At 71.7% G+C, this 20,349-nt stretch carries 11 protein-coding genes and 1 pseudogene; 6 read left to right on the forward strand and 6 right to left on the reverse strand.

The features are described from left to right. Positions 1–144: 144 nt before the first annotated feature. Together treS and ACWGDE_RS11515 are read right to left on the reverse strand one after the other, a co-directional pair. Positions 145–1,839, reverse strand: coding sequence for a maltose alpha-D-glucosyltransferase (gene treS, locus ACWGDE_RS11510; RefSeq protein ID WP_453388761.1), 1,695 nt, complete (start codon positions 1,837–1,839; stop codon positions 145–147). Continuing rightward, a complete protein-coding gene (locus ACWGDE_RS11515; RefSeq protein WP_453388762.1) occupies positions 1,836–3,830 on the reverse strand; it encodes a maltotransferase domain-containing protein in 1,995 nt (664 codons plus the stop codon). Before ACWGDE_RS11515 ends, treS begins: the two co-directional genes overlap by 4 nt. 485 nt (positions 3,831–4,315) lie before the next feature. Between ACWGDE_RS11515 and glgP the strand changes: the two genes are divergently transcribed. Next, positions 4,316–6,952 carry an alpha-glucan family phosphorylase gene (gene glgP / locus ACWGDE_RS11520; protein ID WP_453388763.1) on the forward strand — a complete coding sequence of 879 codons (2,637 nt, stop codon included), beginning with the start codon at positions 4,316–4,318 and terminating at the stop codon, positions 6,950–6,952. Positions 6,953–7,026: 74 nt separating this feature from the next. Here the strand turns inward: glgP and ACWGDE_RS11525 are convergent, their stop codons facing one another. Further along, positions 7,027–8,064: an Lrp/AsnC family transcriptional regulator gene (locus ACWGDE_RS11525; RefSeq protein WP_453388771.1), complete on the reverse strand. Its 1,038-nt coding sequence runs from the start codon at positions 8,062–8,064 to the stop codon at positions 7,027–7,029. Positions 8,065–8,203: 139 nt separating this feature from the next. On the opposite strand from ACWGDE_RS11525, the gene ACWGDE_RS11530 reads away from it, so the two are divergent. Both ACWGDE_RS11530 and ACWGDE_RS11535 read left to right on the forward strand, forming a co-directional pair. After that, positions 8,204–9,739: an MFS transporter gene (locus ACWGDE_RS11530; protein ID WP_453388764.1), complete on the forward strand. Its 1,536-nt coding sequence runs from the start codon at positions 8,204–8,206 to the stop codon at positions 9,737–9,739. A 200-nt stretch (positions 9,740–9,939) separates the two neighbouring features. Next, on the forward strand, positions 9,940–10,455 hold the full coding sequence (locus ACWGDE_RS11535) for a hypothetical protein (RefSeq protein WP_453388765.1): 516 nt from the start codon (positions 9,940–9,942) through the stop codon (positions 10,453–10,455). Between the two features lie 89 nt (positions 10,456–10,544). Here the strand turns inward: ACWGDE_RS11535 and ACWGDE_RS11540 are convergent, their stop codons facing one another. Together ACWGDE_RS11540 and ACWGDE_RS11545 are read right to left on the reverse strand one after the other, a co-directional pair. Next, positions 10,545–12,005: a nitronate monooxygenase gene (locus ACWGDE_RS11540; RefSeq protein WP_453388766.1), complete on the reverse strand. Its 1,461-nt coding sequence runs from the start codon at positions 12,003–12,005 to the stop codon at positions 10,545–10,547. 224 nt (positions 12,006–12,229) lie between these two features. Continuing rightward, a complete protein-coding gene (locus tag ACWGDE_RS11545) occupies positions 12,230–14,500 on the reverse strand; it encodes a M4 family metallopeptidase (protein ID WP_453388767.1) in 2,271 nt (756 codons plus the stop codon). A 381-nt stretch (positions 14,501–14,881) separates the two neighbouring features. Here ACWGDE_RS11545 and ACWGDE_RS11550 point away from each other — a divergent pair, with 381 nt between their 5' ends. Further along, a complete protein-coding gene (locus ACWGDE_RS11550) occupies positions 14,882–16,357 on the forward strand; it encodes a sugar transferase (protein WP_453388768.1) in 1,476 nt (491 codons plus the stop codon). A gap of 24 nt (positions 16,358–16,381) precedes the next feature. Here the strand turns inward: ACWGDE_RS11550 and ACWGDE_RS11555 are convergent, their stop codons facing one another. Then, positions 16,382–17,344 carry a GDP-L-fucose synthase family protein gene (locus tag ACWGDE_RS11555; RefSeq protein WP_453388769.1) on the reverse strand — a complete coding sequence of 321 codons (963 nt, stop codon included), beginning with the start codon at positions 17,342–17,344 and terminating at the stop codon, positions 16,382–16,384. Positions 17,345–17,443: 99 nt separating this feature from the next. On the opposite strand from ACWGDE_RS11555, the gene gmd reads away from it, so the two are divergent. Next, entirely contained in the window at positions 17,444–18,457 is a 1,014-nt protein-coding gene (gene gmd, locus ACWGDE_RS11560; protein WP_453388770.1) for a GDP-mannose 4,6-dehydratase, read from the forward strand. A 99-nt stretch (positions 18,458–18,556) separates the two neighbouring features. Beyond that, positions 18,557–20,349, forward strand: a pseudogene (locus ACWGDE_RS11565) (LamG domain-containing protein); the annotation flags it as partial.

Genomic DNA, 20,349 nt, shown 5'->3' on the forward strand with positions numbered 1-20,349 from the left:
CCTTTCCCCGGGCCGTCAAAGAATGCGCAGAGTGTCCCGGATCGCGGTAGTTGCTTCTCCGGTGTGTGCGAGTGTCGGGTCAGGATGGTCCGTACAGGGGCGGGCGGTTGACCCATTCGCCGCGCCCGCCCCCGGGCCGGGCTGTTATTCGGAGCGCAGGCGGAACCAGTAGAAGCCGTGGCCCGCCAGGGTCAGCAGGTACGGCCATTCGCCGATCGGCGGGAAGCGGACGTCACCCGTCAGCTCCACCGGGACCCGTCCGTTGAACGACCGCAGATCCAGCTCGGTGGGCTGCGCGAAGCGCGAGAAGTTGTGCACGCACAGCACCAGGTCGTCGCCGAACTCCCGGAGGAAGGCGAGCACCGCCGGGTTGGACGAGGGCAGTTCGGTGTAGGAGCCGAGCCCGAACGCCGGGTTCGCCTTGCGCACCTCGATCAGCCGGCGGGTCCAGTGCAGCAAGGAGGAGGGCGACGCCATGGCCGCCTCGACATTGGTGACCTGGTACCCGTGGACCGGGTCCATGATGACCGGCAGGTTCAGCCTGCCCGGATCGCACGAGGAGAAACCGGCGTTGCGGTCCGGCGTCCACTGCATCGGCGTGCGCACCCCGTCGCGGTCGCCGAGCCAGATGTTGTCGCCCATGCCGATCTCGTCGCCGTAGTAGAGGACCGGCGATCCGGGCAGCGACAGCAGCAGGGCCGTGAACAGCTCCATCTGGTTGCGGTCGTTGTCCAGCAGCGGGGCGAGGCGGCGCCGGATGCCGATGTTGGCCCGCATGCGCGGGTCCTTGGCGTACTCGGCGTACATGTAGTCGCGCTCTTCGTCCGTGACCATTTCGAGGGTGAGCTCGTCGTGGTTGCGCAGGAAGATGCCCCACTGGCAGCGGTCCGGGATCGCCGGGGTCTTGGCCAGGATTTCGGAGACCGGGTAGCGGGACTCTCTTCGTACGGCCATGAAGATGCGCGGCATGACGGGGAAGTGGAAGGCCATGTGGCACTCGTCCCCGCCCTTCTCGAAGTCGCCGAAGTAGTCGACGACGTCCTCGGGCCACTGGTTGGCCTCGGCGAGCAGCACGGTGTCCGGGTAGTGCGCGTCGATCTCGGCGCGGACCCGCTTGAGGAGCTGGTGGGTGCGCGGCAGGTTCTCGCAGTTGGTGCCCTCCTCGGCGTAGAGGTAGGGCACGGCGTCGAGCCGGAAGCCGTCGATGCCGAGGTCGAGCCAGAACCGGAGGGCCGAGACGATCTCCTCGACGACGGCCGGGTTCTCGTAGTTGAGGTCCGGCTGGTGGGAGAAGAACCGGTGCCAGTAGTACTGCTTGCGGACCGGGTCGTACGTCCAGTTCGAGGTCTCGGTGTCGACGAAGATGATGCGGGCGTCCTGGTACTGCTTGTCGTTGTCGGCCCACATGTAGTAGTCGCCGTAGGGCCCGTCGGGGTCCTTGCGGGACTGCTGGAACCACTCGTGCTGGTCGCTCGTGTGGTTCATGACGAAGTCGATGATCACCCGCATGCCGCGGGTGTGCGCCGCGTCCACGAACTCCACGAAGTCGGCGAGGTCGCCGAACTCCGGGAGCACGGAGGTGTAGTCGGAGACGTCGTAGCCCCCGTCGCGGAGCGGGGAGGCGAAGAACGGCGGGAGCCAGAGGCAGTCGACGCCGAGCCACTGGAGGTAGTCCAGCTTGGCGGTGAGCCCCTTGAGGTCACCCACGCCGTCGCCGTTGCTGTCGTGGAAGGAGCGGACGAGGACCTCGTAGAAGACCGCCCGCTTGAACCAGTCGGGATCGCGGTCCTTGACGGGGGTGTCCTCGAAGGTGTCGTGGACGGGATCGTTGATCATCATGTGGTGGGTGACCCTCCGGTGGGCGGGGACGGTCGCAGAGCGGCAAGTACGTGCGCGGGCGTGCGGCCCGGCTCTAGGCGCACGTAGTTCGCCCTGCCCCAGTGATAGGTCTCGCCGGTGAGCTCGTCGCGCACCGCGAGGGACGCGTGCCAGTCGAGGCCGAGTACCGGCATGTCCAACGAGACCGTCGCCTCCTGGGTGTGGTGCGGATCGAGGTTGACGACCACCAGTACGGAATTGCTCCCGGCGTGCTTCGAATAGGCGATCACGTGTTCGTTGTCGGTCGGGTGGAAATGGATGTCGCGCAGCTGCTGGAGCGCGGGGTTGCGGCGGCGCAGCCGGTTCAGCGCGGTGATCAGCGGGGCGATCGTGCGACCCTCGCGGTCGGCGGCGGCCCAGTCGCGCGGCCGCAGCTCGTACTTCTCGGAGTTCAGGTACTCCTCGCTGCCCTCCTTGACGGCGGTGTTCTCGCAGAGCTCGTAACCGGCGTAGACCCCCCACGTCGGGGAGAGGGTGGCGGCGAGGACCGCGCGGACCTCGAAGGCGGGGCGGCCGCCGTGCTGAAGGTATGCGTGCAGGATGTCCGGGGTGTTGACGAAGAAATTCGGCCGCATGACGGAGGCGGAGCGGGTGTCCGCCAGCTCCGTCAGGTACTCGGTCAGCTCGGCCTTGGTGTTGCGCCAGGTGAAGTACGTGTAGGACTGCTGGAAGCCGATCGAGGCGAGGGTCCGCATCATCGCGGGGCGGGTGAAGGCCTCGGCGAGGAAGATCACGTCGGGGTCGGACTTGTTGATGTCCGCGATGACCTTCTGCCAGAACACCACCGGCTTGGTGTGCGGATTGTCCACCCGGAAGATCCGGACCCCGTGGTCCATCCAGTGCCGCAGGATCCGCACCGTCTCCTCGACGATGCCGGCCATGTCGGTGTCGAAGTGGATCGGGAAGATGTCCTGGTACTTCTTCGGCGGGTTCTCCGCGTACGCGATCGTCCCGTCGGCCCGGTGGCGGAACCACTCCGGGTGCTTCTCCACCCACGGGTGGTCCGGGGAACACTGCAGGGCGAAGTCCAGCGCCACCTCGATCCGCAGCTCGCGGGCCTTGGCGACGAAGGCGTCGAAGTCCTCGATGGTGCCGAGCTCCGGGTGGACGGCGTCGTGGCCGCCCTCGGTGGACCCGATGGCCCACGGCACACCCGGATCCCAACTCCCGGCGGACAGCGTGTTGTTCGGGCCCTTGCGGTAAGTGCTGCCGATCGGGTGGATCGGCGGCAGGTACACGACGTCGAAACCCATCGCGGCGATGGCCGGCAACCGCTCGGCGGCCGTCCTGAAGGTCCCGCTGACGGGTGCCTCGCCGGGCTCCAGCACCGCCCCCTCCGACCGGGGGAACATCTCGTACCAGGAACCGAAGAGCGCCCGCTTGCGCTCGATCAGCAGCGGCAGCGGCTTGGAGGCGGTGACCAGCTCCCGGTACGGGCGCTTCGCGAGCGCCGCCGCGGCGGCCGGGGCCAGCGCGGCCTCGTACCGCGCGCCGACGGCACGGTCCTCGTCCCGCATGGCGTCGACGGCGGCGAGCACGTGCTCGCGCCCGTCCCGCTTGGGAATCTTCGCGGCGGCCCGTTCGTACAGCTCGGCGCCTTCGAGGAGCGTCAGACCCGCGTCGATGCCGGCGGGGATCTTGATCGCCGCGTGGGCCCGCCAGGTGGCCACCGGGTCACTCCACGCCTCGACGGTGTAGGTCCACCTCCCCTCCACCTCGGCGGACACCCGCGCCCCCCACCGGTCGGTCCCGGGAGCGAGCTCGGACAGGGGCACGGGAGGCCGCAGCCGCCCGCTCGGATCTCGGAGCACGACATGGGCGGCGACGGCGTCGTGCCCTTCGCGGAACACGGTGGCGGAGATCTCGAAGACCTCGTCGACGACCGCCTTGGCGGGTCTGACGCCGCAGTCGACGGCAGGGCGGACGTCCAGCACGGGAATGCGACCGATCATGATGGGATCACCTGGGGGCAGTTCGCAGGGCTCGGTGACGACAGGCCAGCCGGCATGGCGGCTGGTAGTGCACGCTCTGTTCGCTCTGTTTCTAGCCGCTCGGAAGACGGCTGGGCTGCGGGCATGGCCGCTCCTGTCCGCGTTCACTCGGGTGGCGGGAGAGGTCGGGGGAGGGGGTGCGCCGTGCGCGTACCCGGGAGCCCTTCCCACTCCAGCCCGGCCCAATCCGTGTGCTCGGTTAACTACTCGTACGTAGCCGCGCGGGCATCCGGGGGCCGGGGCGCGAGATCGGCCGATGCTGCGTCAACTCGGTAAGGACTAACGGATGTCCACGATGATCGACCGCCCCGAGCGGGGCGGTGGAGGGGCGGTGGAGGCGCCATGGCCGACCGGGAGGCCCGCCGCTAGCCTTCCGAGGGTGATGCAGCCGCCGCACAGCGTGGTGCGGCCACTTCGAATCGTCATCCCCTGCGAAGGTGGAACGCGTGAAGGCTATCCGTCGATTCACCGTGCGCCCCGTCCTCCCCGAGACCCTGTCGCCACTCGCCGACCTGGCGCGAAATCTGCGCTGGTCCTGGCATACAGAGACCCGTGAGCTCTTCCAATCCGTCGATCCCGAAGGCTGGCAGGCCGCCGGCGGGGATCCCGTCCGGCTGCTCGGCACCGTCTCCGCCGCGCGCATCGCGGAGCTCGCCGCGGACCGGCGCTTCCTGCGCAGGCTCGCCGTCGTCGCCGCCGACCTCGATGACTACGTCCACGGCGGGAGGTGGTACCAGAGCCACGAGGCCGCCGCGGAGCTGCCCGCCGGCATCGCCTACTTCTCGCCCGAGTTCGGGATCACCGCCGCCCTGCCCCAGTACTCCGGCGGGCTCGGGATCCTCGCCGGGGACCACCTCAAGGCCGCCAGCGACCTCGGCGTTCCGCTCATCGGGGTCGGACTGCTCTACCGCCACGGCTACTTCCGCCAGTCCCTGTCCCGGGACGGCTGGCAGCAGGAGCACTACCCGGTCCTGGACCCCAACGAACTGCCCGTCTCGCTCGTGCGCGAGGAGGACGGGTCACCGGCCCGGGTCTCCCTGAGCCTGCCCGGCGGCCGCGCCCTGCACGCCCACGTCTGGCAGGCCCGCGTCGGCCGGGTGCCGCTGCTGCTCCTCGACTCCGACGTCGAGGACAACGACGCCGCCGCCCGCGAGGTGACCGACCGGCTCTACGGGGGCGGCAGCGACCACCGGCTGCTCCAGGAGATGCTCCTGGGCATCGGCGGCGTGCGGGCCGTCCGCACCTACTGCCGGATCACCGGTCATCCCGACCCCGAGGTGTTCCACACCAACGAGGGACACGCCGGGTTCCTGGGACTCGAGCGCATAAGAGAACTGGAAGGACAGCGGGGGCTCGGCTTCGACGCCGCCGTCGAAGCCGTCCGGGCCGGGACCGTCTTCACCACCCACACGCCCGTCCCCGCCGGCATCGACCGCTTCGACCGCGCCCTGGTCGCCCGCCACTTCGGCGAGGGCGGCGAGCTGGCCGGCGTACCCGTCGACCGCATCCTGGCCCTCGGCGCCGAGACCTACCCCGGCGGCGACCCCGGGGTGTTCAACATGGCGGTCATGGGGCTGCGCCTCGCCCAGCGCGCGAACGGGGTCTCCACCCTGCACGGCGCCGTCAGCCGGGAGATGTTCGCCGGGCTGTGGCCGGGATTCGACCCCGCCGACGTACCCATCACCTCCGTCACGAACGGGGTGCACGCGCCGACCTGGGTGGCACCCGAGGTGGTGGCGCTCGGGGCCCGGCAGATCGGCGCCGGGCGCACCGAGGACGCCCTGTCCGTCGGCGGCTCGCAGCGCTGGGACGCCGTCGCCGAAATCCCCGACCAGGACGTCTGGGACCTGCGCCGGGTGCTCAGGGAGCAGCTCGTCCAAGAGGTACGGGACCGCCTGCGCGCCTCGTGGCGCCAGCGCGGGGCCGCCGAAGCCGAGCTGGGCTGGGTGGACTCCGTCCTCGATCCGGACGTGCTGACCATCGGCTTCGCCCGCCGCGTCCCCTCCTACAAGCGGCTCACGCTGATGCTCCGCGACCCGGATCGGCTGCGCCGCCTGCTGCTGGACCCGGACCGGCCGGTGCAGATCGTGGTCGCGGGCAAGGCGCACCCCGCCGACGACGGCGGGAAGCGGCTCGTCCAGGAGCTGGTGCGGTTCGCCGACGACCCGCGCGTGCGCCACCGCATCGTCTTCCTGCCCGACTACGGCATGGCCATGGCGCAGAAGCTCTACCCGGGCTGCGACGTCTGGCTCAACAACCCGCTGCGCCCGCTGGAGGCCTGCGGGACCAGTGGGATGAAGGCGGCCCTCAACGGCTGCCTCAACCTCTCCGTCCTGGACGGCTGGTGGGACGAATGGTTCGAGCCGGACTTCGGCTGGGCCATCCCGACCGCCGACGGCCTGGGCGCGGACGAGGACCGGCGCGACGACCTGGAGGCGAACGCCCTCTACGACCTGATCGAGGGCCGGGTCGCGCCCCGGTTCTACGACCGGACGGGGCGCGGCGCCCTCCCGGTGCGCTGGATCGAGATGGTCCGGCGCACCCTCGTCTCCCTGGGGCCAAAGGTGCTGGCGGGACGGATGGTGCGGGAGTACGTGGAGCGGCTCTACGCTCCGGCCGCGCTCGCCCACCGCGCCCTGACCCCGGAGACGGCACGGGACCTCGCCTGGTGGAAGGGGCGGGTCCGCGCGGCCTGGCCGCAGCTCACCGTCGAGCACGTGGAGGCGCTGACCGCGGGCCCGGTCGGCGGCACCGCCGAACTCGGGGCCACCCTCACCCTGCGCGTACAGGTCTCGCTCGACGCGCTCGCGCCCGAGGACGTGGAGGTCCAGGCCGTCGCGGGCCGGGTCGACGCGCAAGACGTGATCCAGGGCGGGCGGACCTTCCCGCTCAAGCCCGCCGGCGGACCGGACCTGGAGGGCCGCTGGCTGTACGAGGGCCCGCTCGCCCTCGACCGTACGGGGCCCTTCGGCTACACCGTGCGGATCCTGCCGGCGCATCCGCTGCTGGCGACCCCGGCCGAACTGGGCCTGGTCGCCGGGCCGGTGGACACGGACGCGGGGGGCGGCGTACTCCTGCGCTAGCCCTGCGGGCCCCGGGGCCGAGGGGCTCCGGGGCCGCCGGGTTCAAGGGACGTAGGGCTCAGGGGACGTAGGGCTCAGGGGACGGGCGGCGGGTCGACCAGCCGCCCGTCCTCCACCAGCATCCCTGCCCGTTTGACGCTGCGCAGGGCCGGGATCACCTCCACGTGGCCCACGCCGTCCACGGCGCCGATCCGCTCGGTCAGGTACGTGTAGAGCGCGTCGGTGTCCCGGCACACCACCACCGCCATCAACGAGGCCGCCCCGGTCACGGCCGCCGCGAACGCGACCTCGCGGTGGCTCGCCAGTGCGGCCCCCACCTGCGCCAGCCGGTTCGGCGGGACGGTCAGCACCAGCGTCGCCTCCGCCTCGTAGCCGAAGAGCGAGGGGACGAACTCCACGTCGAAGAAGACCGCCCCGCGATCGCGCAGCCGCTCCAGGCGGCGGCGGGCGGTGGACTCCGACAGGCCGGTGGCGCGCGCCAGTTCCGGATACCCGGCGCGGCCGTCCCGGCCCAGCACCGCGAGCAGCGCGAGCTCCACCGCGTCCAGCGCGTACGGGGCGGACCCGCCCTCCTGGGGCTCCGCCCCCGGCCCGGGCTCCACGGGAGGCCGCTCCAGGGCGGCGATCTGGTCGGGGCGCAGTACGTCCAGGCCCACCCAGGAGTCGGGCCCGCCGAAGAACTTCCGCAGGATGGTGTGGGCGCTGATGCCCGTCACCCGGCGGGTGCGCGGCAGCTTCTCCAGCAGCAGGGTGTCCCGGTCCTTGCGGGTACGGGCCCTGGTCATGCAGTGGACCTCCGTGCCGCCCGAGTTCAGGTTCACCCACGCGATGTCCGGGCGGCGGGCGAGCGCCTCGGCCACCGGGAGCGCCGCGTCGGGGGCGCACTGCACCCGCAGCCAGGACTCGAACAGCCCGACGCGGCTGCCCAGCGGCAGCCCGACCACCCGGACCAGGCCGGTGGTCCGCAGGCGCCGGTAGCGGCGTACGACGGTCTGGTCGGAGACCTCCAGCACCTCGGCGAGCCGGCTGAAGGGAGCCCGGCCGTCGATGGTGAGGGCCTGGACCAGGGCCCGGTCGAGCGCGTCCAGCTCCGTATCGTTCACGGTTTCCATCATCGCAGGCTCCCCGATGACGGAAATCCGGCGGAAGGGGGCTGCTGGGTGGGGGTCGGGGGGTGGTCGCTGAGACCTTGGACGAGCGGGGATCCTGCCCCTGCCTCCACCCCCGCCCCGCAATCCGAGGAGAACTCCCATGCGCAAGTGGCTGCCGTTGACGGCGGTGTGTCTCGGGGCCTTCATGCTCCTGATCGACGTCACGATCGTGACCGTCGCCCTGCCCGACATGGCCGACGACATGCGGACGGGGTTCTCCGGGCTGCAGTGGGTGATGGACATATACGCCCTCGCCCTGGCCGCCCTGCTGCTCGGTGCCGGTTCGCTCGCCGACCGGATCGGCCGCCGCCGCGTCTACCTCGGCGGGCTCGGCCTCTTCGCCGCCGCCTCGCTCGCCTGCGGCCTGGCCCAGGGCCCGGCCGCGCTGATCGCCTTCCGCGCCGTGCAGGGCGTCGGCGCCGCCGCGATGTTCGCCACCACCATGGCCCTGCTCAGCTCCGCCTACCAGGGCCGCGACCGGGGCGTCGCCTTCGGCGTCTGGGGCGCGGTCAACGGGGCCGCCGCCGCGGCCGGCCCGATCGTCGGCGGGCTGCTCACCGAGCAGTTCGGCTGGCGCTGGATCTTCTTCATCAACCTCCCCGTGTGCGCCCTCGCCGTGTACGTCACCCTCAAGGCCGTCACCGAGTCCCGCGACCCGCACGCCAAGGGCCTCGACCTGCCCGGCACCGTCACCTTCACCACCGGCGCCGCGGCCGTCACCTACGCCCTGATCCGCGGCGGCGAGAACGGCTGGACCTCCCTGACCACCCTCGGCCTGTTCGCCCTGGGCGCGGCGGCCTTCGCGGCCTTCGTCCTCGTCGAACTGCGCAGCTCCCGCCCGATGCTGGACCTCTCGCTCTTCCGCGGCCCGGTCTTCGCCGCCGTCATGGTGGCCTCGCTGCTGATGTCCGGCTCCGCCTTCGCGTACCTCATGTACGTCTCCCTGTGGCTGCAGACCGCCGAGGGCATGGGACCGGTCGGCGCCGGTCTGGCACTGGTGCCGCTGAGCCTGGCCGGATTCTTCGTGGCCGCCGCGACCGGCAAGCTGATGCACGCGGTATCGGCCCGGGTCACCATCGGCGGCGGGCTGTTCCTCATCGGTGCCGGTGCGCTGCTCCAGGGCTGGATGCTGGACACCGGCGACGGCTGGACGGCGCTGGTGCCCGGAATGGCGGTCACCGGCGTGGGCGTGGGCATGATCTCCCCGGCCCTGGCCGCCGCCGCGATGGGTGCCGTGCCCCCGGCCCGGGCGGGCATGGCCGGCGGCGCCCTGAACACCGCGCGGCAGCTGGGCATGGCGCTGGGCATCGCGGTGCTCGGCGCGGTCTTCCAGGCCGGGCTGGCGGACGGGCTCGAAGGCTCGGGCCGGCCCCACGGCACGGCCGAGGCACTGGCCGCCGGCGGGGCGGGCAAGGTGCTGGCGGCGGCCCCGGACGCCGCCCGGTGGGTGGAGGCGGCCTTCGTGAGCGGGCTGCGCGACACCTTCTGGGTCTCGGGCGCGATGGGCCTGGCGGGGGCGCTGATCTTCGTGGTCCTGGTCCGCCGGCCCGCCGCCGGGCAGGCACCGGCGGTCCCGGCGCCCGCCGCGCCCGCCGCGGCCGACGCGTCCCGCGCGGGTGAACCCACCGTCGTCTGAGCCGCCCCGACTCCGTACGGGCGCCCCTGATCCGCGCGGATCAGGGGCGCCCGTCGGCGCGCCCGGCGCGGGGAGACCGGGAGGGTGAACCTTCGAACGTGCCTGCAAGCCGAATCGTTTCATCCGGGCCGTCCGCTCCTACGCTGCCCGCGGATGCCCACCGGACCCGGCATCCGAGGAACCCGAGAAACGGACTCCCCATGCGTCTTCGCACCACCGCAACCGCTCTCCTCGGCGCTCTCGCGCTCGTCCTGCCGACCGCGGGGCTGGCATCCGCCAACGACCACGACGACGACCGCGAGCACATCGGCACGCTGCACTACCGGTTCACCGACGAAGACGACGACGAGCGCCGCGCGCAGATCCACCCGGCCGACAACGACACCTGCTACCGGCTGACGCACACCTCCGAGAGCCGGCCGGCGTTCGACGTGAGGAACGAGACGGAGTCCCTCGCGGTGCTCTTCCACGACCGCAGCTGCGGCGGGGAGGCGGAAGCGGTCCTGGAGCCGGGCGAGCGGGCGAGGAACGTGGAGGTGGCCTCGGTCCTGTTCAAGCCGGCGGACGAGGACCACCACGGCCGGCACGACGGACGCCACGACGGCCGTGACGACTGGCGCGACGACGAGGACCGCAGCGGCGGCCGGGCCGCCGCCGGACCGATCGAGGAGCGGGCGCAGGACATCTTCGACCGGGTCTTCCGCTCGAACGGCTGATCCGCGGCGGCGGGAAGCGGGAAGGGCCCGGCACCCCTCGGGGTGCCGGGCCCTGCGCATGCCGCGCGCACGGAGCAGCGCCCGGCGTCTCAGCCCTCCGCGGGCCGGCCCGCGCCGGCCGACAGCCAGCGCACCACGTCCGCAGCCGCGTACGGCTCGGCGTTCGGGGCCAGTTCCGCCAGGAACGACAGGTCCTTGCCGATGGTCACCAGCGGGGGCTCCACCCGGCCGTGCGGCCGCCGCTGCGCCAGCCCGATGGTGGCCAGCAGTCCGTTGCACAGGCACTGGCGGCCCTTGGTGTCGGCGGCGTCGCCGCCCTTGCGGACGTACGCGGCCACCGGCTCGGCCGCGCACCGGTAGACCAGACCGCGCGGGCCCCGTACGGGGGTGCGCAGGAACCCGAGGTCGCAGACCCGGCGCCGGGCCGCGGCCACCTCCGGCTCGGAGACGGTCCCGGGCAGGTCGGCCACCTTGAAGGGGAACGCGGTCGGCGAGGCCTCGGGGTCGTTGCGGACCGAGAGGGTGCCGGTGCGGGCCCGCTCCAGCAGCTCCTCGCGCAGGTGCCGGGCCATCCCGGACTCCTCGCACAGGGCGAACGCGCTGCCGACCTGGACCCCGGCCGCCCCCTCGGCGAGGGCCGCGGCCACCGCCCCCGGGTCGGCCTGGCCTCCGGCGAGCCAGAACGGCAGCCCGAGCGCCGCCATCCTGGCGAGATCGGGGTTGTCGCGGGGGCCGTAGACCGGCTCGCCGGCCTCGTCCAGCTTCATCGGACCGCGCGGCGGGGCGCTGTGGCCGCCCGCCTTGCTGGTCTCGATCACGAAGCCGTCGGGGCGGGTGGCCTCGTCCCGGGCCAGGTAGGTGGCGAGCACCGGGAGCGAGACGATGGCCAGCACCTCGGGGCGGCGCAGCGGGCCGGGCAGGTGCCCGGCGAGCAGCGCCCGGGGGTCGAAGAGGTGCTCCAGGGGCTCCTCGTCGCCCTCGACGTGGATCCTGTTCACGCAGCGTTCGTAGCGCGCCAGCCGCGAGGCGAGGGCAGGGATCTGACCGGGGACTCCCGCGCCCACGAGCACGTAGTCGACGCCTGCCAGGATCGCGCCGAACATCGCGGGGGCGGTGGCGAGCTGGATCTTCTCCAGGTAGTTGATGCCAATGACACCGTCGTGTCCCTCCTTGGCGAGCCAGACCTCGGCGAAGTTGCCGAGGACGGTGAGGATTTCGGCCTGGGATCCGCCCGTCGCGCGCAGCCGCGGAGTGGTGCGCATCGCCGCGCCGTCCGCGAGGCCGTCCGGCCGGAAGTACAGGTCGATCGCGGTCTGGGCGAGCTCGGGGAGCGGGAAGGCGGCCAGGGCCCTGCGGGCGTGGCCGCCGGGGTCGCCGGTCTGCAGTACGCGGGCCAGTACGACGTCCAGTGCCGTTCCGGAGACCACGCCCAACTGGCCCTCGCCGGAGACGGCCTTCGCGAGCCGCCAGCCGGAGACTCCGACGCCCATCCCGCCCTGGATCAGCCAGGGGTGGGGGGTGGCGGGGGCGGTCGTGGGGGGCTGCGGCATGGGTCACGTCCTCGGGATCACCCGAACCTACGGTGCCGTAGGTTCGCTGTTTTCCACTATGACGCCGGCGCGGCCCGCCGGAAGGCGCCGAAGGTCCCGGCCCCGGGGGGAGGTGGACCCTGGCGGCCGGGGGCCAATGGAACAGGGCCGCCCGGGGAGGTCTGCTCCCGGGCGGCCCCGTGATCTAGCGGTTCAGCTCTGGCTCACCTGCTCCCTCGTGGGGATCAGAAGGTGAGCTTCCAGCTGTCGATCTTGCCGGTGTCGATGTTCGCGTTGTCGTTGACACGCAGCTTCCACACGCCCTGGGCCACCTCGGAGGAGGCGTTGACCGTGTAGGACTTGATGATGTTGTCCGCACTGCCGCCGGAGCGGTTGTGCAGGTTGTAGAGGGTGCCGTCGGGGGCGACCAGGTCGACCTTCAGGTCACCGATGTAGGTGTGGAGGATGTTGACATCCACCTTGAGGGTGCTCGGGGCGTTGCCCGTGCGGTTCACGGTGATCGGCGAGTCGACAGTGGCGTTGTCGTTGATCGCGTAGTCCGTGGTGTTCTCGAAGACGGTCTGCTGCTGGGTGCCGACCGTCCAGGTGAACGCCGCCGTGCCGGTCTGGTTCGCCGAGTCGGTCACCGTGACGGTCACGTTGGACGTGCCCGCCGTGGAGGCCGTACCCGTGATCAGGCCGGTGGAGGAGTTGATCGACAGCCCGGCCGGCAGGCCGGTCGCCGCGTAGCTCAGCGCACCGGCGTTGGTGCTGGTGGCCTGGATCTGGAGGCTGACGGCGCTGCCCGTGACGGTGTTCTGGTTACCGGGGTTGGTGACCGAGACACCGACGACGACGCGGGGACCGACGTTGATGGCGGCCCAGGCGTTGGCGGCGTTGTTGTACGTGGCCGAACCGGCGCCGTACAGGTCGGCGGCGGCCTGCAGGGTGGCCACGCGGGCGGCCGCGTAGTCGGTGTTCGACCGGAACAGACCGGTGGTCAGGGCGCGGAACCAGATCTTGGACGCGGCGTCGCGGCCGATCGCGGTGACCGGGAGCCCGTCGGAGGTCGGCGAGTCGTAGCTCACGCCGTTGACGACCTTGGCGCCGGAGCCCTCGGAGGCCAGGTAGTACCAGTGGTTGGCCGGACCCGAGGAGTAGTGGACGTCGATCCCGCCGAGGCCGGAGTACCAGGCGTCCTTCGAGGAGCCGTCCTTGCTCGGCTTGTCCATGTAGCGCAGCGGGGTGCCGTTGCCACGGATGTCGATCTTCTCGCCGACCAGGTAGTCGCCGACGTCGTTGGCGTTGTTGGCGTTGAACTCGACGGCCGCCGCCATGATGTCGGAGGTCGCCTCGTTGAGGCCGCCGGGCTCACCGGAGTAGGTCATGTTGCCGGTGACCGAGGTCAGACCGTGCGTCATCTCGTGCGCGGCCACGTCGATCGAGGTCAGCGGGTGGGTGTTGCTCGTCCCGTCGCCGTAGGTCATGCAGAAGCAGGAGTCGCTCCAGAACGCGTTGACGTACGCGTTGCCGTAGTGGACCCGGCTGTACGGGGCCACTCCGTCGTTGCGCAGGCCGTTGCGGCCGTGCACGTTCTTGTAGTAGTCCCACGTCAGCTGGGCGCCGTAGTGCGCGTCGGCGCCGGCCGTCTCCCGGTTCGAGGGAAGGCCGTTGCCCCAGGTGTCGTCCGGGCCGGTGAAGAGGGTGCCCGTGCCGCTGCCCGTGCCCCCGTTGAGGTCGTAGGTCTTGTGGCCGCCGCGACCGGCGTCGTTCAGCGTGAAGTTGCTGCCCGACTGCGAGGTGCCCAGCGTGACCTGACCGGTGTACATCGTGTTGCCGATGCCGGTCTCGATGGCCTGCCACTCGGTGATCTTCGCGCCGGTCTTGGCGTTGGTGACCACGTGCAGTTCGCTCGGGGTGCCGTCGTGCTGGAGGCCCCCGACGACGGTCTCGAAGGCGAGGACCGGAACGCCCTGGGCGGCCCAGATCACCTTGCGGGCGCCCTTGGAGGCCTTGGCGTCCTTGGCTCCCTCGGCGTTGGCGGCGGAGACCGCCTGGCCCTCGGCCGCGGCCGGGGTGACGGAGGCCGTGGTGTCCGCGACCTTGACGTCGTGGTTGGTGGCCTTGGTGACGCTCTTGGTGACGCCGTCCTTGGCGTGGACGGTCAGGTCACCGCCGAGCACCGGTATGCCGTCGTAGGTCCGCTCGTACATGGTGTGGGTGGTGCCGTCCACGTCCTTGACGACTTCGCGGACTATCAGCTTCTCCGCGCCGCCGAGGCCGAGGGCCTTGGCCGCCTGCGCGGTGGTGGAGTTCGCCTCGGCGAGGAGCGTCGCACGCTCCGAAGCGCTGAGTGCGCGGTTGGCCGCGCCCGGGTTGGCCTGGGCGACCGAGCCGGCCTGAGACGCGGTGGCGTCTGCGGTGGCGGTACCGGTCTGGATGCCTACGGCGAGGAGAGCAGCCGCGGCAACAAGCGCGCCGGCCGTGGTGGCGCGCCGCTGGGGGGTGGGACTCAACGCAGACTCCTTCTGCAAGGGGGGTTCCGGATGGCTGGGTGGGCCTCCGGGCAGACAAGGCTGGTGCGAAGAACGGTCGAAGAGTGCCACCTGCGCGCCGTGATGTCAGGGCCGCGTCAAAAGGTTGGCTGGAAACGGTCCGTTGTCCGAAGAGACGTATCCGGTATCCGGAACATTCACCTTGGCGTGGGAAGGGAGCGGGCCAAAATCCGGAATGCGCAGTACCGCCATCTAACGCTTGGGCAATAAGACGCCCGGTTCCCGCAAACGCCGTTTACCGTACGGGTGTTTGTCGTACTGTTTCCCGGTGCGTCGGAAGTCCACTGCCTGGGGAAGCCGCGGACACGGCGCAACGTCATAGACCACGTGCCAGGGGGGCCCATGAGGCATGTCCATATTCCTGTGCAAAGAGTGGCCAGGAGGGCGCTGGAATCGGCGCATCCGGTTCGAGGGCTCGGAGACAAGGCGCGGTGGTACCTGCCCGCCGCCGTCATCGCGGACCTCATCGGTGCGGGCGTGCCCGTCGGCCTGGTCTTCGAGGCCGCACACCAGGTCAGGCCCGGCTACTGCGCCCTCGGTGCGGCCTTAGCCTGGAGCGGTGTGCAACTGCTGCGCCGGCGCTACGCGGCCCGAGTCCTCGGGGAATCCCGGGGAGTTCTGCCCGTCGTACACGACTGGCTGATTCTGATCGGTGTGCTCGCAGTGGCCCGCGTGGTCACCGGTGAGGAGACCCCCCGGCTGTCCGCCCTCGGCGCCCTGCTGCCCGCACTGCTCGTCACCATCGCCTGCCACAAACTGACCTACCGTCACCTCTCCGCCGCCCGGCGCGAGGCCCAGGCCGTGAGCCGGGTGCTGGTCGTCGGCGAGCCCGATTCCGCCGAGTCCGTCATCGGACACCTGGCCGCGCGCACCGACCACCCGTACGTCGTCGTCGGCGTCGTCCCGGTCGGTCCCGGCGGCCTCGACAGCGGGGTGCCCGTGGCCGCGCGGCTCGGCTCCGCGATGGCGCAGGCCCCGAACGGGGACTCCGCCGCCGTGCTCGGCGCCGTCGCCGCCCACCGCGCCGACCTGGTGCTCGTGGCCCCGGGGGCGCGGCTCGCGGGGGAGCGGCTGCGCCGGATCGCCTGGGCCCTGCACGACGCCGGACTGGAACTGGCGGTCTTCCCGGGCCTGGTGGAGGTCTCCGTCAAACGGCTGGAGACGCTGTCCGCGGGCGGCCTGGCCATGCTGCGGGTGGCGCCGCCGGTCGGCCGGGGGGTGCAGACCCTGCTGAAGTCGGTACTGGACCGGTCGGCCGCGGGGCTCGGACTGGTGCTGCTGGCACCGGTGTTCCTGGCGCTGGTGCTGGCGATCCGCTTCGGCTCGCGCGGTCCTGCCTTCTACCGGCAGCGGCGCATCGGCCGCGACGGGATCCCGTTCGTCATGTGGAAGTTCCGCACGATGGTCCTCGACGCGGACGTGCTGAAGGCGGAGCTCTCCGGGTCCAACGAGAACGACGGCCTGATGTTCAAGATGCGCCGCGACCCGCGCGTCACCCGGGTGGGCCGGCTGCTGCGGCGCACCTCCATGGACGAACTGCCGCAGCTGATCAACGTGGTGGCCGGGGACATGTCCCTGGTCGGCCCGCGGCCGCCGCTGCCGGAGGAGGTGGCGAAGTACGACGAGGTCGAACTGCGCCGGCTCACGGTGCGCCCGGGAATGACCGGCCTGTGGCAGATCAGCGGCCGCTCGGACCTCTCCTGGGACGAGACGATCCAGCTCGACCTGCAGTACGTCGACAACTGGTCCTTCACCAGTGACGTCGACGTCATGGGCCGCACGATCCGTGCCGTGGTGGACGGGCGCGGAGCGTACTGAGGCCCGCCCCCGGGACCGGCACCGCTAGCGGTGCCGGCTCCGTGCGTCGCCCTGCTCGCGCCACCACGCGTACGTGGCGGCGATGCCCTCCCGCAGCGGGACGGTGGGTTTCCAGCCCAGCGCGAGCATGCGGCTCACGTCCAGCAGCTTGCGGGGCGCGCCGTCCGGCTTGGAGGTGTCCCAGGCGAGCCTGCCGCGGAAGCCGGTCACCTCGGCGACCGTTTCGGCGAGGGCCCCGATCGTGAGGTCCTCGCCGCAGCCGATGTTGACCGGCTCGGCGCCGTCGTACGCGCGCAGCAGCAGGACACAGGCCGCGGCCAGGTCGTCGACGTGCAGGAACTCCCGGCGGGGCGTGCCCGATCCCCACAGCGTGACCTCGTCGCGCCCCTCGGCGACGGCCTCGTGGAAGCGGCGCAGGAGGGCCGGCAGGACGTGCGAGGACTCCGGGTCGAAGGTGTCGCCCGGCCCGTAGAGGTTCGTCGGCATGGCGGAGATGTACGAGGCCCCGTACTGCTTGCGGTACGACTGGACCTGGACGATGCCCGCGATCTTCGCCAGGGCGTACGCCTCGTTCGTGGGCTCCAGCGGGCCGGTCAGCAGGGAGTCCTCGCGGATCGGCTGCGGGGCGAGCCGGGGGTAGATGCAGGAGGAGCCGAGGAACAGCAGTCGGCCCGCCCCGGCCGCATACGAGCCCGCGACGACGCTCAGCTGGATCCTGAGGTTCTCCTCCAGGAACTGCACGGGACGGGCGCTGTTGGCCATGATCCCGCCGACCTTGGCGGCGGCCAGGACCACGGCGTCGGGCCGGACCTCCCGCAGGTACGCCTCGGTCGCCGCGGCATCGCGCAGGTCGAGGCCGGCGCGGCCGCGGGTGAGCACCTCGTACCCCTCGGCGGTGAGCCGGCGGACGATCGCGGACCCCACGAGACCCCGGTGGCCGGCGACGAAGACGCGGGCGTCCGGGGGCAGGAACGGCGGGCTCGTCATGCGGCGATGATGCCAGCCCGCCCTCCGCGGACGCGGTGGAGTCCGCCGCGGACGGGCCGTGTACGGTAACCGTCCACTCGATCCCCAGGGGGGATTCCCATGGGCAAGACCGCACTGATCACCGGGGTCACCGGGCAGGACGGCTCGTACCTCGCCGAGTTGCTGCTGTCCAAGGGCTACACGGTGCACGGGCTCGTGCGGCGGTCCTCCAGCTTCAACACCGAGCGCATCGACCACATCTACCAGGACCCGCAGACGGTCAACCGGTCCTTCGTGCTGCACCACGCGGACCTCTCCGACGGCGTGGCCCTGGTGAACCTGCTCCGCGGGATACGCCCCGACGAGGTGTACAACCTCGGCGCCCAGTCGCACGTGCGCGTCTCCTTCGACGCCCCGCTGTACACGGGCGACGTGACCGGCCTCGGGGTGCTGCGGCTGCTGGAAGCGATCCGGGCCAGCGGCGTCGAGACCCGCTTCTACCAGGCCTCCTCCTCCGAGATGTTCGGCGCCACCCCGCCGCCGCAGAACGAGCGCACCCCGTTCCACCCGCGCAGCCCGTACGGCGCCGCGAAGGCGTTCGCGTACTGGACGACGGTGAACTACCGCGAGGCGTACGGGATGTTCACCGCCAACGGGATCCTCTTCAACCACGAGTCCCCGCGCCGCGGCGAGACCTTCGTGACCCGCAAGATCACCCGCGCGGTCGCCCGGATCAGGGCGGGGCTGCAGGAGAAGCTCTACCTCGGCAACCTCGACGCGGTCCGCGACTGGGGCTACGCCCCCGAGTACGTGGACGCCATGTGGCGGATGCTCCAGCAGGACGAGCCCACCGACTACGTCGTGGCCACCGGTGTCGCCGCGACCGTCCGCGAGTTCGTCGAGGCCTCCTTCGCCCACGCCGGCCTCGACTGGAACGAGCACGTGCGCTACGACCCCAAGTACGAGCGTCCCAGCGAGGTCGACGCCCTGATCGGCGACGCCTCCAAGGCCCATGAATTGCTCGGCTGGAAACCGACCGTCCTGGTGGCCGAATTGGCCAGGGTCATGGTCGAGTCGGATATGCGCCAGGTCGAGAACGAGCTGGCGGGCGTGCGCGTTCGCATCGATCGATAGGCCTTATATTTCGCCTAACGATGTGCCGTCCGCGCCCGTACATATGGCTGTTCGGACACTTCCAGCCATTCAGAACCGGGCCGTGGCCCTGGGGGGCTCATGCGTAGATCCAGAGGGCTGACAGCCGCCCTCGTCCTGGCACTGGCCGGTGTCGGTACGGGGCTGGGCCTGGTGCTGATGCCCGAGGCGTCGGCCATCACGCAGCCGGTGGCCTTCACCGCCGACGAGCTGCCGACCTGGCAGCCGAACGGCATCGTCTGGGCCATGGCCCAGACCGGCGGGACGGTCTTCGCGGGCGGCACCTTCTCGGCCGTCCGCCCGCCCGACGGAGCCGCGGGCGCCGAACGGGAAGCCGTGAACTTCGTCGCGCTCGACGCGGCGACGGGCGCCCCGAGCTCCTGCAAGCTCTCCTTCACCATCGACGAGGGCACCGCGACCGTGCGCGCCCTCACCGTCTCGAAGGACGAGCAGACCCTGTACGCCGCCGGCCGCTTCGGCGCCGTCAACGGCACCCCGGTCTCCGGTGTCGCCGCCGTCGACATCGAGACCTGCACCCCCAAGGCCTCGTTCCACCCGAGGTTCCCGGCGACCGTGCGCGCGCTCGCCGTCACCGACGACACCCTGTACGCGGCCGGGGACTTCACGGCCGTCGAGGGCAAGCCCCGCCGGTACTTCGCCGCCGTCGACGCCGGCTCCGGCGCGCTGAAGCCCTTCGTCGCCGACGCCGACGAACCCGGCCGCGCCGTCGAGGTGGCCAACGACGGCAGGAACGTCCTGCTGGGCGGCGACTTCTTCACCGTCAACGGCTCCGCGAGCCACGCCCTGGCCGTCGTGAACGCCACCACCGGCGCCGTCACCAAGACCTTCGACACCATCCCGGCCACCTCGGTCGTCAAGGACATCGCGGCCGACGGGACCGGCTACTACGTGGGCAACGAGGGCTCGGGCGGCGGCGTCTTCGACGGCCGCATCGGCCTGCGCGAGGACTTCTCCGAGAAGTGGCGCGACCGCTGCCTCGGCGCGACCCAGTTCGTCCTGCCGTACGACGGAGTCCTCTACAGCTCCTCGCACACCCACGACTGCGCCGCCGAGGGCCAGTTCCCCGAAGGCAAGCGGCACTTCCTGCTGGCGCAGCTCACCGAATGGGGAGCCGACGGCATCGACGCCCCCGCGGCCGTGGACGGATTCGTCCGCGCCCCGCGCAAGCTCGGCTGGCACCCGACCGCCAACGACGGGACCGGAGAGCGGATCGGCCCGCGCACGATGGCCGTGGCCCGCAAGGGCACCACCGACTACCTGTGGGTCGGCGGCGAGTTCACCGCCATCAACGGCAGGCCCCAGCAGGCCCTGACCCGCTTCGCCTCCACCGGCGACGTCGGCGTCCCGACCACCCCGCTCTCCAGCGTCTCCAGCGTCAGGCCCGGCGAGGTCCAGGTCCGCTGGCGCACCAGCTACGACGCGGACGACGGCAAGCTGACCTACCGGATCTACCGCGACGGTTCCGCGACCCCGGTCGCCACCCTCACCGCGGAATCCCTGGAGTGGCAGCGCCGCCAGGCCTCCTGGACCGACACCGCGGTCAGGGCCGGCCAGTCCTACAGCTACCGGGTGACCGCGACCGACGCCGCGGGCAACACCAGCGCCCTGTCGCCCGAGACCTCGGTGACGGTCCCGAGCTCGGCGCTCGGCTACCCGGACCAGGTCCGCGCGGACGGCGCCGACCTCTACTGGCGCTACGACGACACGGTCGGCCCGTACGTCGCGGACTCCTCGAACGGCGGCAACACCGGCGGCGTCCAGCTGAACGCCCCGGCGCTGCGCCAGACCCCCGGCGCGATCGCCGGCGCCGGCACGGCGCTGGGCTTCAACGGCACCGGCCAGCAGGTGTACGG

The organism is Streptomyces sp. NPDC054956 (assembly GCF_053609185.1).

What these genes read in the sequence shown, in the direction of transcription:
- ACWGDE_RS11550 (WP_453388768.1), top strand. Translation starts at nt 14,882, where the DNA reads ATGAGGCATGTCCATATTCCTGTGCAAAGAGTGGCCAGGAGGGCGCTG.
- ACWGDE_RS11515 (WP_453388762.1), bottom strand. Translation starts at nt 3,830, where the DNA reads ATGATCGGTCGCATTCCCGTGCTGGACGTCCGCCCTGCCGTCGACTGC.
- ACWGDE_RS11530 (WP_453388764.1), top strand. Translation starts at nt 8,204, where the DNA reads ATGCGCAAGTGGCTGCCGTTGACGGCGGTGTGTCTCGGGGCCTTCATG.
- gmd (WP_453388770.1), top strand. Translation starts at nt 17,444, where the DNA reads ATGGGCAAGACCGCACTGATCACCGGGGTCACCGGGCAGGACGGCTCG.
- ACWGDE_RS11535 (WP_453388765.1), top strand. Translation starts at nt 9,940, where the DNA reads ATGCGTCTTCGCACCACCGCAACCGCTCTCCTCGGCGCTCTCGCGCTC.
- ACWGDE_RS11525 (WP_453388771.1), bottom strand. Translation starts at nt 8,064, where the DNA reads ATGGAAACCGTGAACGATACGGAGCTGGACGCGCTCGACCGGGCCCTG.
- ACWGDE_RS11540 (WP_453388766.1), bottom strand. Translation starts at nt 12,005, where the DNA reads ATGCCGCAGCCCCCCACGACCGCCCCCGCCACCCCCCACCCCTGGCTG.
- ACWGDE_RS11555 (WP_453388769.1), bottom strand. Translation starts at nt 17,344, where the DNA reads ATGACGAGCCCGCCGTTCCTGCCCCCGGACGCCCGCGTCTTCGTCGCC.
- treS (WP_453388761.1), bottom strand. Translation starts at nt 1,839, where the DNA reads ATGATGATCAACGATCCCGTCCACGACACCTTCGAGGACACCCCCGTC.